The organism is Clostridium sp. C2-6-12, from assembly GCF_009928485.1.
Lineage (GTDB): Bacteria > Bacillota > Clostridia > Clostridiales > Clostridiaceae > Clostridium.
Map to the genome: position 1 here is coordinate 13,317 of NZ_JAABNP010000023.1, position 15,875 is coordinate 29,191.

The window sequence follows — 15,875 nt, forward strand, 5'->3', positions numbered from 1 at the left end:
AACTAATTGTATATATATTTTTTATATGGACAAAATAAATATCTCTAAAAACATTAAGGAGGTATGAACTCTATGGATAATATAGACGATAAATCACTACATGATATGGCCAAAAAAATGATAATTGACGGTGAGTCTTTTGATGTAATTATGGAGAAAACCCATTTAAGATTAAAGGATTTAAAAAGAATTCAAAAAGATGAAATAAATCCAAAATTTTAAATAAACTTTTTAATATTCGAAAATTAAGCTTAGATTGCCAGTTGGCGCAGTCTAAGCTTTAATTTTCAAGATAATATATTCTACTTTATAGTAAATAATATAATATATTGTAATTTTATCTATATTTTGATGTATAATATAAATATACTTATATTTTTAAACTAAAGGAGATGGTCTAAATGATATCCTATTTTATTCTTATTTATGGTGTTCTAATTATTTCCCTCTTTGTAATCGTTTATCTAATTAAGTACATTTTTTCCCAAGATACTGGTACTGCTAAAATGCAGGAAATATCAAATTACATCAAAGAAGGTGCTATGGCTTTTATAAAAAGACAATATAAGACAATATTTATGTTATCTATTTTAACATTATTCTTAATTCTGTTATGTAATTACCTAGGTAATTCTTCGAAAGATTCTAATGCTGCTATGTTAATTTCTTTTAAGACAGGCATAGCATTCATAGCGGGAGCATTTTGTTCTGCTTTATCAGGTTATATAGGAATGTATATGGCCGTTAATTCAAATATACGAGCTGCTGCTGGTGCAAAAAAAGGATTAAATAATTCTCTTCAAATAGCACTTAAAGGTGGCGCTGTTACTGGACTAGCTGTTACTTCTCTTTCTCTTTTAGGAGTTGCTTCTCTTTTTCTTATATATGGTGGTTTTTCAGGTAATGACACTCTTATAAAAGAAGCTCCTTCTCTAATAGTAGGCTTTGGCTTTGGCGCTTCCTTTGTTGCACTTTTTGCTCAACTTGGAGGAGGTATATATACAAAAGCTGCTGACGTTGGTGCCGATCTCGTTGGTAAAGTTGAAGCAGGCATTCCTGAAGATGATCCTAGAAACCCAGCTGTTATTGCAGATCTAGTTGGTGACAATGTTGGAGATTGTGCTGGTAGAGGTGCTGATCTTTTTGAATCTACAGCTGCTGAAAATGTAGGTGCTATGATTTTAGGTGTAGCACTTTATCCAGTCTTTGGCTGGAAAGGAATCCTATTTCCACTTGTATCAAGAGCATTAGGAATCTTAGCTTCAATCGTTGGAATATTTCTTGTTAAAGTGAAAAACGACAATGATGACCCTATGAAAGCATTAAAGGGTGGTTTTATTATAACTTCCCTAATTAATATGGTACTTCTATTTTTTGTAGTGAAAAATATGTTAAGTGGAACTTTAGAAAATGGAACTAATGTAAATTATATTTATTTATATGGATGTGCTTTAGCCGGAATAATCCTAAGCTATATATTTGTAATTGTTACTGACTATTATACTTCCATAACTCACAAACCAGTAAAAGATATTGCTAATTCTTCTGAAACTGGTGCAGGAACTAATATAATAACTGGTTTATCCGTAGGAATGGAATCTACTGCCCTACCAGTATTATTTATATCTTTATGTATATTTATTTCATATAAATTAGCTGCTCTAGCTTTACCTGGAGTTGCAAATGCTGGTTTATATGGTACTGCAATAGCTACTATGGGAATGCTATCAACTTGCACATACATACTAGCTATGGATACCTTTGGTCCAATAACAGATAATGCTGGTGGTATTACAGAAATGTCTGGTGCCCCTGAAGAAATTAGAGTGATAACTGATAGATTAGATGCTTGTGGTAATACTACAAAAGCTTTAACAAAAGGCTACGCTGTTGGTTCAGCTGCTCTTGCAACCTTCTTGCTATTTTCTGCTTACTTGGACGAAGTAAAAAGAATTCTAGGCGTACCTTTAGATTCTTGGTTTGCAGTTGATATTGGTAAGCCTGAGGTATTTATAGGTGGCTTTATAGGTGCTATGATTGTATTCTTATTTAGTTCTACTGCAATAAAAGCTGTTGGAAAGGCTGCTCAATATGTAATATTAGAAGTAAGAAGACAGTTTAAGGAAATTCCTGGAATAATGGAAGAGACAGCCAAACCTGACTATGCTAGCTGTGTTGATATAGTTACTAAAGGAGCATTAAAAGAAATGATTCTTCCTGGAATATTAGTAATTTCAGCACCTATAATAGTTGGAGTAATTCTAGGTAAAGAAGCTGCCGCTGGTTTCTTAATGATAACTACAATAACTGGTGTTATTATGGCTCTATTCTTAAATAATGGTGGCGGTGCATGGGATAATGCAAAAAAACTAATAGAACTTGGATCACATGGTGGCAAAAAATCTGAAGCCCACAAAGCTAGTGTTGTTGGTGATACAGTTGGTGATCCATTTAAAGATACTGCTGGTCCATCACTTCATGTACTTATAAAACTTGTAAGTACTTTAACTTTAGTATTTGTTGCACTATTCAGTTAGATATTATCCTTTGAATATTAGAATGCCCTATAGAACAACTTTTGCTCTATAGGGCATTTATGTATATATCGCCTGCTTAACCAGCAACAACTTAAGATTAAAATTTTATTTGTTAATATAAATTTATCAAAATTTAATTTTCATTTGAATTTCACCTTATTAAAAGGTTATCTAAGGCTTATAATCTAAATTTCTTTGTATAAGTTTTTAATTGTTCCGCTAATGTATTTAAAGTTTCAACTTCTCTAACGATATTTTCGCTATAAGTTGTTTGTTCTTCCGTACTTGCCGTTACTTCTTCTGTACTTGCAGCAGTTTCTTCAGATACTGCTAAAATTCTTTCCATATCTTGTTGTATGTGTTCCCCTGCATCTTTAACACCATCAGTAAAGCTTGAAATCTCTTGTATTTCCCTGGTAATAACATCAACTACCTCTAAAATATTATTAAATATCTTCGAAGTATTATGTACTGCTTCATTTTGCTCATTTATAGCCTCTGTAGCATTAGTTGCCGTATCTACAGCTTTATTAGTAGTATTTTGGATATCTTTTATAATTGTTTGAATCTTTCCAATGGAATCTTGTGATTCTTCAGCAAGCTTTCTGACTTCATCTGCAACAACTGCAAAGCCTTTCCCTTGTTCCCCTGCTCTTGCCGCTTCTATAGCCGCATTTAATGCTAATAAATTTGTTTGTTCCGCTATACCTTCTATTACTTGGATAATTTGTCCCACTTGAGCTGTCTTATTATCTAAAGTGAAAATAACCTCAGATACTTCTCCAACTGCACTTGTACTTTCTGCCATCTTTATATCTTGTGTCTTTACAATTTGAACACCATTTCTGACTAACTCTTCAGCTTTTGATGAAGATTCGAAGGACCTTGATGTATTAGCTGCAATTTCATCTATAGATCGAACGATTTTGTTAACTAATCCAAAGGTATTTTCAACACTCTTAGCTTGTTCATCACTTCCAAGTGCTAATTGACTTGTTGCATCTGCAATTTGACTGGCTACAATTTCAGCCTGCTTAGAGGCATCTAATACATCCTTTGTAGATACCGTTACATTATCTGATGCTGAAGTAATTTCTCTAACCAAAGTTTTTAAACTTTCTCTCATGTCCGTGAAAGAATCTGATAATTCTCCTATTTCATCTTTTGCATTAACTTTGAACTCATGCGATAAATTTCCTTGTGCTAATTCCTTAGCTGCTTCCTTTAAAACTAATAGCGGCTTTATCATACTCTTTGATAAAATTACACCTATTATAATAGAAGCAATTAATATTACTGCTGCTATAGAAAGCATCTTTACTTGAGTTTTTTTAACTACTGAAAGAGCATCATCATGAGTTTGCCTAACTACAACAGCCCATTTTGTACTAGGTACGTTAGTATGGCTCCCGAATGCCTCTACTCCGTCATATTGATATACTTGTGCGCCTGATTCACCGGCTATAGCCTTTTTTACAACTTCTACATCTGAAATATTTTTTCTTTCCTCAACCAATTTTGCATCTGGATGTGCTAAAATTTGTCCTTTTGTATCAGTTATAAAAGCATATCCTGTTTCTCCAATACTAATTTTACTCCTCATTTCTTCTATTACAGATAAATCTAAAGTTCCACCTAACATTCCTTTAAATTCACCTTGAGGTGAAAAAATTGGCATTGCAATAACTACTGCTGGTTTACCAGTTGTCTTTGAAATTAATACATCACTAATAATTGATTTTTTATTTGCAGATATAGCCTTAAAATAATCCCTATCAGACATATCGTCAAACTGAGTTTTATCATCAGACCTAGCAACTTGCTTTCCTTTTATATCTGTTACAAATAAAAGTGCAAAATCAGCATGCTTTTTATTGATTTCCTTTAAAATATTTTTTTGATCATCAATATTGTATAACCTCAAATCATTAGTCAAAGCAATACTTTCTAGTAAAGATACATGTTCAGTTAAAAAACCATTAATTTCTTGACTTAAGCTTATTGATAATTCTTTTGTAGTGTAAGTTAAGTTATCACTTATTACTGCTACTTGTGAATTTGTTGATATTATTCCTACTATTGATACTGATAAAATAACCAATACTATAAGTAAAGATATTATCTTAGTTCCTAGTTTTAACCTCTTAAACATTAAGTACATCCTCCTTTATATTTTTCTGAAAGTTCGAATCCTAGATCATAACCAAATGCCTTCTATTAATTTACAAATAGTGCAGATTTATGTATGAAACCTATACTTTTTTATCGAATATTGTTAAACTTTCTTAACACTTATTTCCAAGTTATTTAATTAATAAAGACAGGAACTTCTTCCTGTCAAATAAAAACATATCAATTACTTTCTGGATTTTTCATATTTCTTAAATAGCTTCTAAGCTTTGCTTTTTCAATTATTTCTTCATATACTTGAGGTGCATACTTTTGAACTGCATTTATTTTGTCTGCAAAATTATCGTATGCTTTAACAATATCGTTATATTTCTCACATAATAATTTATTTTTTACCTGTATAATTCTATCAGTTTCTGGTGTCCTTGTAATTGGTTGTTGAGTATGTGGTTCAGTAAAAATTAACTTCACACTATTTTCAATTATTTCAAATTCTTTTTCTTCATATCCTGCTTCTTTTAATCCTTCTACAAATGCATCACACATTAACTTATCTTTTAAGGTTATATTTAACTCCATTCTTAACTCCCAAGGTTCTGAATATTCCCCAAGTTTAAATCCAGCTAGCCACCAATGTTTATCATCTCTTGAAAAAAGTAATTCATCATTTTTATATAAATGAAATGACATTGTTAACCTGTCCTCGTTAGTTGCACAGTTATAAAACATATACTTATACATTTCAGGAATATTTAACATAGGTTCTTCCCTTGTATATACTCCAACTTCACATCCAGTATTTAAATCATATTGACCTTTCCACAATTCGATTAGCCAAATTTTTCCTTCATGCCTAAAATAAATTGGTTCACAATCTAAAATCATTCCAAATGGTGCACATCCCTCATCATATAATCTGCTATACCCCATATTTCTCTGCCATGAATTCATATTACAATAAAATATATCTTGAACAGGATCATAACCATATCCTGCAATTTCTATTCCTTTTTCTATAGGATTACCTTTTAGCTTATCTATCACATCCATACCCATTTTTTTTATCATTCGGATTCCAGCAAACATAGTTAATAAAGCTCCAACCATAAATACTCACTCCAAATAAGTTATTTGTTTATATAATATTCTTCATATGATAATTATGTTAATAATATTAATTTAAATGAATTTATTAATTTTCACTATTGTAGCCTTCTAAAAATAAAATATCTTATGGATAATTATTTTCCATAGCATGTTTACATAATTATGTTTATAATTTAAATAAATAGATATTGTATATAAGAGAATTTTTAGAGGAGGGGTGTATATGTCAAAATGCAAGGTTTGTAAGCATACATGTAATTATGATGAATTAGTTAAAGCATTAAAAGAAAACAAAATTGAATTTAAAACAAAGGATTGTTTAAAGAAATGTTCTAAATGCCATTCTAAGATATTGGTAAAAATAGATGATGAATATATCTCAGCTAAAACTGTTGAAAAATTAATATCTAAAATATTAGATACAGATTAAACATGTTCTTAACAGATTTCACTTTGAATATTTTAGATTAAATAAAAAATGAGGAAATCATCTACCTCTGATTTCCTCATTTTTATTATTTTTATCTTAATGAATTTAAGAACAATCCACTTGAATAAATTGAATTATATTGACTGTATATAATATTAGAATTATTTGATGAATATATTGAAGTATCTCCTGAACTAAGTTTGAAGCTAGGATATAGATTTTTAGAACTATTCATAGCCTCTTGCACTTTGTTATAAGTTTCAGATGCTATTCCAGAAGACCCGCCAAAAATATTTTTAACCTTCTTATAATCACTACCTACTACATTTTTTAACTTATCTTGATTTACAGATAATTTACCATCATCTCCGACTGTAATTCGAATCTCTGATAATGAATTCTTGTTGTATTTAATTGCTTCAAACGAATCAGCCAAGCCTTCAATTTTAGTTGATTTATTTGCATTTTTATCTAAAAAACTCACTACTTTATTATAATCACTAGCAAATTTATTAACTGCATCTACAACCTTTTTACTATCAACATTATCAGAAGATACTTGTGCTTTTCCAATCCCATTTAAATTAGCTTTTACTGTATTACTTAAATTTACAGTATTATTTTCCGAAGTATAATCAACATCATTAACTTTATACTTAACATTCTTTCCTGCTTCTGTAGCTTTTACATTTAGAGAAGCATTCAAATCTCCTCCAAAAGTAACTTCTAACTTAGAATTTTCACCCGTTGTAGCAGATTGAAGTTTTAGAGAACTTTTTCCATTACTCTCTACTACAGTGGCTTTTACTCCTATATCAGCTTTATTAACTGTCTCTGCTATTTTATTTATAGCCTCTTTATTATTTAAAGCATTTTCGGTATTAACATCAAAAGTATATGAATTCTTACCATTATCTATTGATATACTTCCATCCTTAACTAGCTCTTTTCCTGTTGAAGATAATTCATTATAAGTTATTGCTTTTCCTGTAGCTAATTGACTTACTTCTACTTTGTAATCAGTGCTATTAAAGTTATTGGTACTTGTTACAGAAACTACACTTGTATCATTGCTTCCATATGTACCTTCTTTAAAAACCGAACTGTTTCCATAAGATTTTAATGCACTTGATGATCTCTTTAAATCTGAAAATTTATCTACGAAATCAGAATAAAATTCTTTTGAATCTTTTGTATATGATTGAAGTTCACTTAGCTTTTTAGCATATGTGTTATTGTTATAAATTGAAGAAACGTTAAAATTACTCAAACTATTAGTACTATTTGTTTTATTGTACACATTATTTGCATTATAATTAGAATTATTATATATATTAGATGTAATTCCACTAATGCTATTATAATAATTAAACCTTGTTAATGGACTTAAATTCATGTTTATCTCCTCCCCTTCCCATTTATATTTTTAATAAATTCCGTCACTATTATACTCTTATATTATTTTCGGAATTAGTTCTACATACTTAATATGTTACTATTTAATAATTCTATCTATAAAAGCATATATATTGACAACCATAAAAAATTATACTAATATAAAGTATACCATGCAGGTGTACTTTAAGGAGTAAGATATTATGAATATAAATCAAGAATCTGATTATGCACTTAGAATAGTACTTATGCTATCTAAGGAAGGTGTAGATAATAAATTAGATGCTAAATTTTTATCAGAAAAAGGAAGCATACCTCTTAGATTTCTATTAAAGTTGACTAGAAAATTAACTCAATCAGGAATAGTAAAGTCATATAGGGGAATTAATGGCGGTTATGCTATAACAAAGGAACCTAAAGATATTACTTTAAAAGATGTAGTTGAAGCTATACAAGGTCCAATACTAGTAACCAGATGTGTTTATGATAAAAAAATGTGTAGCGCTAATAAAGGCGGTCATTGTACCATACATAAAGCTCTATGTAATATACAAAATACACTGGTAGATGAATTAGAAAAAGTAACCTTTGAAGATTTAAAAAATAATCCTTGGTAACCGTAAATTTCATAAATAAAATTAGAAATTATACAAATTCTAACAAAGAAAACCATGCACAATTAAAGAATTTCTTTATTGACATGGTTTTTTAAATTAAATAATTTAGATTTTATGATATTTGTGTTGTGGCCTGCCTACTTTACCGTATTCAACCAACTTATCTACTTTATTTTCCTTTTCCATATATTCAAGATATCTTCTAACTGTGACTCTGGCTATTCCTAATTTTTCTGCAAGCTCTTCAGCTGTAAAATCCTCATCTGTCCTCTTTTCAATTTCTTCCCATATGGTTTTATAAGTATATTTATTAAGACCCTTAGTAAATTCATCATCATTTTGAGAACTACTTGGACTTGAAATTAACTTATCTAAATCCTTCTGCTCAATCTCATCAGATTTTTTAAATTGATAATATCTACTCTTAAATTGATTGAGTGCTTCTTTAAACCTCTCAAAACTAAATGGCTTTATAAGATAGTCTACAACTCCATATCTAAAGGCTTCTTGTATTCTTTCAATAGATTTATCAGCTGTAATTAAAATAATATCTATATCAATTTCTTGTGCTCGTATCCATTTTAAAAAATCAATTCCATTTTCTTTAGGAAGATATACGTCAAGTAATATTAAATCTGGCTTTTTTGCTAATGTAAATTTTTTTGCATCATCAAGATTGGAAACTGCTTTATATAAAATAAACCCTTCTACTCTTTTTAAAAACTTAGAATTTATTTCCCTAACCATAGGATCATCTTCAACAATCATTACTTGAATCAAGCTTTTCACTCCTTTTCATTGGTATACTTATATTCCAAAGAGCACCTTCATCTCCATCAAAATTTATTGTACCACCACATTCATTAATTATTTCCTTTACTATATACATTCCATGACCACGCTGTCCATCCTTCGTTGAAAACCCTTGCTCATATATCTTTTCTCTATATTCTATTGGAATTCCTCCACCATTATCTTTAACTACTATATTTAGTGCTTCTTCATTTTGAACTATCTTTATATATATTAATCCCGTTCCATCATTTTTTACTTCGTCTAAAGAATTTTCTATTAAGTTTCCTACAATTGATACCATTTCATCTGATGTCATATACTCTGGCAATTTTGCAAATTTTGAAACTTCATCTATTTTAAGTTTAACTCTACTTTCCTCAGCTTTATTATATTTTGACAATAATAAAGCTGACAGTGAAGCATCTTTTATATTATCAGTTAAAATATTACTTATATTGCTCCTTACCTTTGCTACATCTGATATAAATTGAAGTGCTTCGTCATATTCCTCTAATTGTATAAGCCCTGAAATTGTATGAAGTTTATTCATAAATTCATGATTTTGAGCTCTTAAAGACCAAGCTAATTTTTTTACTCCTGTAAGTTCTTCAGCCATCTTTGTCACTTCTGTTTTATCCCTAAAGCTGGCAATAGCTCCTACAACTTTTCCCCTATTTTTTATAGGAACTCTATTAGTCATTATTATGGTATTATTTATTCTCTGCTCTTCTTCAAATTCTGACTCACCTGTTTCTAGTATATTAAATAAGCGTGAATTTGGTATAACTACTTCTACATTTTGCCCAATAATCTGCTCTTTAGTAATACTATTTTCAAAATGAAGTATATTTAATGCAGAATCATTTATAAGAGTAACTCTAGCTTCATCATCAACTGCCACTAACCCTTCATGAATTGCATCAAGCATCCCCATCTTTTCATTATAAAGTTTTGTTATTTCTTCTGGCTCTAATCCGAGTAGAGTATTCTTTATATTATTAGCAAGTAAAAATGCTCCTACTGCACCTACTCCAAGCCCTCCTAACCCTATTAGCAATATATATATAATAGCTGTCTGCTTAGCTGTTTCAATACTTTGAGTAAGTGTTCCTACCGAAACAAAACCTATTTCCTTATTATCTTCATCATATATGGGTGCAAAAGCTCTTAATGCCATTCCTAAAGTTCCAGTAGCCTCTGAAATATAGGTTTCTCCTTTTTTAACTACTTTCTCCTCATCACCACCTGCAAATTTCTTACCTATCTTTTCAGGGTCAGGATGAGAATACCTTATACCTTCATTATCTGCCACAATAATATATTCAACTTGCTCTAAATTCTTAAGCTGCATATTGACATAAGGACCAATCTTTTTATCTGGATCCTTAATTTCTAATTGCCCTACTATTTCTTTAGAATGAGCCATCATCTCAGCTACATTCATAATATTAGTCCTTGCTTTATTTTCAATATTTCCCGTCATCCATGATACAGTAAAAGACATTATTATTGATATAGAAATAAAGACTACTATTATTACTAACAGAGTAATCTTTGTTTGCAGCTTCATTGCCTTTCTCATATTCATCACCTACCCTTAATATAAATTTAATCTTATATATTGAAAAGCTTTAAACACGGAAGCATGAAAGACCTTATCTCATGAAAGAAGTTTTAATACAGGAATAATACTTTAATCCTATTATATAGCACTTCTTTCATTATTGTCTCCCACTTTTCCGTGTTTAATTTATTACTTGTCTTATTTTATTATTGATTATTTACGCAGCAGCTTCGTTATTTAGCTTTTCTGCCTTTTTCTTATTAAGCAATTTAAATGCGTAAGTAACAATGAATGGACAAACTATAGCTGATACTACACATGCTGCTGCAACTTGAGCAGTTGCTACTGTTGCTATAACCGCTAAAGATGGATCTGCAGCTGCAACAGCCGCTGGTGTTGCTACAGCATTTCCTGCTGTTGACCCTGTCGCAAGGCCTATAATTGGTTCTTCCTTAAATACTTTAAGAAGTACATAAGCTCCTATTCCAGTAAATGCAGCTATTATCCCTAATAATATACCAGGACCTCCAGCTGTTACAATAGTTGAAAGATTCATTCCAGCACCTAATGGGAAAGAGAAGAATGGTATTAATAACATTTTACTGCTTCCAAGGAATTTTCTCATATCTGGATCAAGATTACCTAAGATCATTCCTATTACTATTGGAACCATAACTGCTACAAGAGCCATAAAAGGAACTTGAGCAAGTCCTGATGCACCTAATGCAACTAATGTGAAGAATGGACCATCTTTTAAAGATAATAAAGCATAGGCACCTACATCTGTTTCATCACCATATTGTGAAGCTAAAGATGCATATAATCCACCATTACAATTTGTTAATGCTGCAAGGATTGCAAGTGGTGATAAACCTAATACACCAGCAGGTCCAAAAACTTTACCTACAAATATACCAATACTAGCACCTACTATGAATTTACCTGTTATTAATATTGCACCTTTTTTTATTGCCTTTGGTGCTAATTTGAAATTAATTTGTGAACCAATTAAAAACATAAAACAAGCCAAAATAGTTGATGATGCCGTTGAACTAAATAATGCTGTTGTAAAACCACCAATCTTTAAAAATTGCGGGAAAAATGTATTAACTAATACACCTAAAAATAGTGGAACTACCATCATACCGCCCGGAATTTTATCTAGGGTTTTCTTAATTGGAATTTGCATATATATACCTCCTAAAATTATATCTTCTTATTTTTTACATTTGTATAATTAATATCTTAAAAGTTCTAATTTTTATCGCTAACTTATAGTTTTGTGGAATATCCATTTATGTTTTAATTCTTTTTATAAAAACACATAATCTTTTATTGGGGTTTATGCATGTCATAACACCTTTTATATAAATTAATAATGGTCGCATGCATAAACTCTAAATTTAATTTAATTTAATTAATTATTTTTACTTTCTTGCAACTCCACTATCTCTAGCTGCTTTTGCAATTGCTTCCGCTACTTTAGCAGCAACATTTTTATCTAAAGCACTTGGAATTACATTGTTTTCATTTAAATCTTCATTTTTGATATAATCAGCTATTGCATATGCTGCAGCAAGCTTCATTTCCTCATTAATCTCTTTAGCTCTAACATCCAAAGCTCCTCTAAATATTCCTGGAAAGGCTAAAACGTTGTTTACTTGGTTTGGATAATCTGAACGTCCTGTTCCTACTACTCTTGCTCCAGCAGCTTTAGCCTCATCAGGCATTATTTCTGGAGTTGGATTTGCCATTGCAAATATTATTGCATCTTTGTTCATGCTTCTTACCATGTCTTGACTTACTATCCCTGGTGCTGAAACTCCTATAAACACATCTGCACCTACTAATGCATCTGCAAGGCTACCTTTAATATTATCTGGATTTGTTATTTCCGCTAAAGCTTCTTTAGCATCATCAATTTTCTCCATACCTCTATAAAGAATTCCTACTTTATCAACAGCAATTAAGTTTTTTACTCCTGCTGTTAATAACAATTTAGATATTGCAGTTCCAGCTGCTCCTGCTCCATTTATTACTACTTTTACATCTTTAATTTGCTTGTCTACTACTTTTAATGCATTAATAACCCCTGCAAGAACTACTATTGCTGTTCCATGTTGGTCATCGTGAAATACAGGAATATCAACTACCTTTTTAAGCTTCTCTTCAACTTCAAAGCATCTAGGTGCTCCAATATCTTCTAAGTTTATTCCACCAAAAGTAGGTGCTATTAATTTAACTGCATTAACTATTTCATCTACATCTTTTGTATCAACCAATATTGGGAATGCATCTACATCTGCAAATTCCTTAAATAAAATTGCTTTACCTTCCATTACAGGCATACCTGCCATTGGTCCTATATCTCCAAGTCCTAGTACTGCTGTACCGTCTGTAACTACTGCTACTAAATTTCCCTTAGATGTATATTTGTAGACGTTTTCTTGATCTTCATGAATTTTTCTGCAAGGTTCTGCAACTCCTGGTGTATAAGCAAGACTTAAATCATCTCTTGTTTCAACTTTAACCTTAGATGTTACTGAAATCTTTCCTTTTCTTTCTTCATGTAATTTTAAGCTTTCTTCAAAATAATTCATTATTAATACCGCCCTTCAAAATTTTATATCAACTTTTTTGTAATCGTTTGCCATGAGTAAATAATAACACCGTCTTTTTAGTATTAAAATATTATAAACTTTAAAAATAAATTATGGTCATAAAGAACACTTTGTTATATTTTTAACTAAGTTTTGATAAAAAAGCAGGAGTACTTTGCCCCTTTTGACATAGCCTCCTGCTTATATAAAGAATATTTATTACTTTTTTAAAGCTAAATACTTTAAGTTTCATTAAGACCTAAATTACTTTAGTATATTTAAATATATTTTAGAGCTAAGTTATCTAATTCAGATTTTAATTTTGAATTATTGAATTTTGCTGCAATTGGTGAAAATATCTCCAATGTTTCCTTAGACTTCTCTTTCCATCTTTCTGGTGACATGAATTCTATTGTTCTCATATTATGAAGTCGATCTGCCAGTTTTATCATTATAACACTTTCTTCAAATTCTTCTCCATTTGTTATTTCTAAATAGTTCTTATTAAAATTAGTTACCTTATCTATGCTTGTTGAGATTTTTTCTGAAAATCTTTCTTCTAACTCCTTTAATGTTACAGGTGTCTTCTCTTCAATCACATCATGTAGTAGGCCTGATATAATTGTGTCTTCATCTGCTTCCATTTCTGCTAATATAATTGCAACATTAATAGAATGGGTAACATAATCTTCTCCTGATTTTCTCTTTTGACCTTTATGAGCAGAAAGAGCTACGTTATAAGCCTTTTCTAATCTTGTAAAATCTTCAAACAGCTTATTCCTTTGAATACTTTCTATCAAACATTTATATAATTCCTCTGGATTTTTATTATTTTCAGTTGCTTTTAAAAACATATTAGTTTTTTCATATATTTTATCTTGACTCATATTATAATTCCCTCCATTTTCATTAATTAATTTTTCAATGGAAAGAGCATGAATAAATGCAGGAGAAAAACCATATTTCTTTCGAAAAGCCTTTGTAAATCCGCTATGAGTTTCATATCCATACTCAACAGCTATATCAAGTATTCTTTTCCCAGACATAATCTCTTCTGCTGCTCTAAGAAGCTTTCTTTCTTTTACGTATTCCATTAGAGATATCCCCATTTCCTCTTTAAATATTCTTGAAAAATGATATACAGAATATCCAATTTCTCTGGATATTATTTCTGTACTTAATTCATTTTTTAAATTTTTTTCTATATACTCAACACATAAAAATACAGCTTCTTTATATTTCATTATTCTCACTCTCCATTCCCACGTGGTAATTATAGTATAAGTCTATATCTAATATATTGCTGTTCCATTATTGCTATAATTATAAAAAATAAAAGAATGATTTATTAATGCATATTCATTAGTCTTATTAATACTTATTGAATTGCTATATTTAATAACTATCATCCTTTTATTTTCTGTTTATTGTAAATCCCTATAATATTTTGGATATTTATCACTTTTATTATCATTACAAATATCTATTGCCACTGATTTATTAATTGGAAGTATTCCTTCTGATTTCTTAAAAACTTCTTTATTTACCTTTTGAGCAAAACATCCGATTTTAGGCTTACCAATATGATTATTCATTTCAATCCAAAGTTTTTTTATAGATTCCTCTTTTACGTTGCCGAAACTCATAGGTACAAAATCACAAGGATATAATTCTCCTGATGCACTTATATATGAATGTTGATTTCCAGCACCACAACCAAATTTAGCTTCGCTTTCTGTATAGGCAAATGTACTTATCTTAGGCAAATCACTTCGCTTATTTGCCTTGTGCTGTATTTTTATAAGCTTTTCTCTATCACTATCATTATAAAACACATTATTTAATTCTTTTTCCGTCAAAAGATTTCCACTTAGTATTGGTTCAAGTATTTTTACTTCATGTGCACCATTGTCTTTAGCTAATTTAAATAACTTAAACAATTTTTCCTCATCTAAATTCTCCTTCAATATAACAGTTTGCGCCATTGTATATAATCCTGCTTTGTTTGAATTTGTAAGGGCTTCAAGTGCATAATCGAACGCATCTTCATTATTTCTATTTTTATTATGTATATTTTTATCATAAGAATCTAAACTTATGCCTATGCCAAATAAACCACTCTCTTTTAACTCTTTTGCTTTCGCATAGCTTAAATTAAAACCGCTGGTAAATAGAATTGCAGTACTTCTACTGTCTATTGATCTTATAATATCGAATATATCTTCACGTAATAGGGGTTCGCCACCTGTTATTCCTATAATAGGGGTTCTCATCTCTTGGAGTTCATTTATAACATTTATCCATTCTTCCTTTGATAATTCTCTTTCTGCTTGTCTATTTTTTGCACTACAATAAAGACAGTTATTAGGGCACTTATTTGTTATACATAAGTAAATAGAAATAGGTGCAATCCTCTTTGCAAATATTTGCTTCGTAAATATATTAATGGGTTCATCTACTGATAATATATTTTGTATAAAAGACTTAGATGGGAAAGGTGGGAAAAAAGTGCTTATTATGTACTTATCCTGATGTTTCACTATCTTTTCTCCATTTAAAATGCTTCTCATCATTTTTATGTATTTCAATAAATTAAACTTCTTATCCTCCTTTAAAATATTAAAAACCTCTACTAAACATTTTAAAACATTTTTATCAACAGCCATTTGAGATATGATTTTAAAATTATTAAAACTCATT

General features: G+C 30.1%; 13 protein-coding genes. 4 read left to right on the forward strand and 9 right to left on the reverse strand.

What is annotated here, in order from left to right; translation table 11 throughout:
- The first annotated feature begins 72 nt into the window (after positions 1-72).
- Entirely contained in the window at positions 73-222 is a 150-nt protein-coding gene (locus tag GXK56_RS27830; protein WP_202127904.1) for a hypothetical protein, read from the forward strand.
- 179 nt (positions 223-401) lie between these two features.
- The gene (locus tag GXK56_RS17755) at positions 402-2,537 is read left to right on the forward strand and encodes a sodium-translocating pyrophosphatase (protein ID WP_160689855.1); all 2,136 of its coding nucleotides are present in this window, start codon (positions 402-404) and stop codon (positions 2,535-2,537) included.
- 178 nt (positions 2,538-2,715) lie between these two features.
- Here GXK56_RS17755 and GXK56_RS17760 read toward each other — a convergent pair whose 3' ends face one another.
- Entirely contained in the window at positions 2,716-4,689 is a 1,974-nt protein-coding gene (locus GXK56_RS17760; RefSeq protein ID WP_160689857.1) for a methyl-accepting chemotaxis protein, read from the reverse strand.
- Between the two features lie 200 nt (positions 4,690-4,889).
- Positions 4,890-5,774 carry a DUF4474 domain-containing protein gene (locus GXK56_RS17765; protein WP_160689859.1) on the reverse strand — a complete coding sequence of 295 codons (885 nt, stop codon included), beginning with the start codon at positions 5,772-5,774 and terminating at the stop codon, positions 4,890-4,892.
- Positions 5,775-5,997: 223 nt separating this feature from the next.
- On the opposite strand from GXK56_RS17765, the gene GXK56_RS17770 reads away from it, so the two are divergent.
- A complete protein-coding gene (locus GXK56_RS17770; RefSeq protein WP_160689861.1) occupies positions 5,998-6,204 on the forward strand; it encodes a hypothetical protein in 207 nt (68 codons plus the stop codon).
- Between the two features lie 91 nt (positions 6,205-6,295).
- Here the strand turns inward: GXK56_RS17770 and fliD are convergent, their stop codons facing one another.
- On the reverse strand, positions 6,296-7,600 hold the full coding sequence (fliD, locus tag GXK56_RS17775; RefSeq protein WP_243156168.1) for a flagellar filament capping protein FliD: 1,305 nt from the start codon (positions 7,598-7,600) through the stop codon (positions 6,296-6,298).
- 202 nt (positions 7,601-7,802) lie between these two features.
- Between fliD and GXK56_RS17780 the strand changes: the two genes are divergently transcribed.
- Positions 7,803-8,216: an Rrf2 family transcriptional regulator gene (locus tag GXK56_RS17780; RefSeq protein ID WP_160689863.1), complete on the forward strand. Its 414-nt coding sequence runs from the start codon at positions 7,803-7,805 to the stop codon at positions 8,214-8,216.
- Positions 8,217-8,321: 105 nt separating this feature from the next.
- Here the strand turns inward: GXK56_RS17780 and GXK56_RS17785 are convergent, their stop codons facing one another.
- From GXK56_RS17785 to GXK56_RS17810, 6 genes are all read right to left on the reverse strand, one after another.
- Positions 8,322-8,996, reverse strand: coding sequence for a response regulator (locus GXK56_RS17785; protein WP_160689865.1), 675 nt, complete (start codon positions 8,994-8,996; stop codon positions 8,322-8,324).
- Positions 8,974-10,593, reverse strand: coding sequence for a sensor histidine kinase (locus GXK56_RS17790; RefSeq protein ID WP_160689867.1), 1,620 nt, complete (start codon positions 10,591-10,593; stop codon positions 8,974-8,976). The genes GXK56_RS17785 and GXK56_RS17790 overlap by 23 nt, the downstream gene beginning before the upstream one ends.
- Positions 10,594-10,792: 199 nt before the next feature.
- The gene (locus GXK56_RS17795; protein WP_160689869.1) at positions 10,793-11,764 is read right to left on the reverse strand and encodes a 2-keto-3-deoxygluconate permease; all 972 of its coding nucleotides are present in this window, start codon (positions 11,762-11,764) and stop codon (positions 10,793-10,795) included.
- A gap of 238 nt (positions 11,765-12,002) precedes the next feature.
- A complete protein-coding gene (locus tag GXK56_RS17800; protein WP_160689871.1) occupies positions 12,003-13,175 on the reverse strand; it encodes a malic enzyme-like NAD(P)-binding protein in 1,173 nt (390 codons plus the stop codon).
- Between the two features lie 278 nt (positions 13,176-13,453).
- Entirely contained in the window at positions 13,454-14,419 is a 966-nt protein-coding gene (locus GXK56_RS17805) for an AraC family transcriptional regulator (RefSeq protein WP_160689873.1), read from the reverse strand.
- A 180-nt stretch (positions 14,420-14,599) separates the two neighbouring features.
- Positions 14,600-15,874 (reverse strand): radical SAM protein, encoded by a 1,275-nt coding sequence (locus GXK56_RS17810; protein WP_160689875.1) that lies wholly within the window; start codon positions 15,872-15,874, stop codon positions 14,600-14,602.
- Position 15,875 lies beyond the last annotated feature (1 nt).

Bases quoted from the DNA above. Each gene is read 5' to 3' on its own strand.
- GXK56_RS27830 (WP_202127904.1), top strand. From the start codon at position 73: ATGGATAATATAGACGATAAATCACTACATGATATGGCCAAAAAAATG.
- GXK56_RS17755 (WP_160689855.1), top strand. From the start codon at position 402: ATGATATCCTATTTTATTCTTATTTATGGTGTTCTAATTATTTCCCTC.
- GXK56_RS17760 (WP_160689857.1), bottom strand. From the start codon at position 4,689: ATGTTTAAGAGGTTAAAACTAGGAACTAAGATAATATCTTTACTTATA.
- GXK56_RS17765 (WP_160689859.1), bottom strand. From the start codon at position 5,774: ATGGTTGGAGCTTTATTAACTATGTTTGCTGGAATCCGAATGATAAAA.
- GXK56_RS17770 (WP_160689861.1), top strand. From the start codon at position 5,998: ATGTCAAAATGCAAGGTTTGTAAGCATACATGTAATTATGATGAATTA.
- fliD (WP_243156168.1), bottom strand. From the start codon at position 7,600: ATGAATTTAAGTCCATTAACAAGGTTTAATTATTATAATAGCATTAGT.
- GXK56_RS17780 (WP_160689863.1), top strand. From the start codon at position 7,803: ATGAATATAAATCAAGAATCTGATTATGCACTTAGAATAGTACTTATG.
- GXK56_RS17790 (WP_160689867.1), bottom strand. From the start codon at position 10,593: ATGAGAAAGGCAATGAAGCTGCAAACAAAGATTACTCTGTTAGTAATA.
- GXK56_RS17795 (WP_160689869.1), bottom strand. From the start codon at position 11,764: ATGCAAATTCCAATTAAGAAAACCCTAGATAAAATTCCGGGCGGTATG.
- GXK56_RS17800 (WP_160689871.1), bottom strand. From the start codon at position 13,175: ATGAATTATTTTGAAGAAAGCTTAAAATTACATGAAGAAAGAAAAGGA.
- GXK56_RS17805 (WP_160689873.1), bottom strand. From the start codon at position 14,419: ATGAAATATAAAGAAGCTGTATTTTTATGTGTTGAGTATATAGAAAAA.
- GXK56_RS17810 (WP_160689875.1), bottom strand. From the start codon at position 15,874: ATGAGTTTTAATAATTTTAAAATCATATCTCAAATGGCTGTTGATAAA.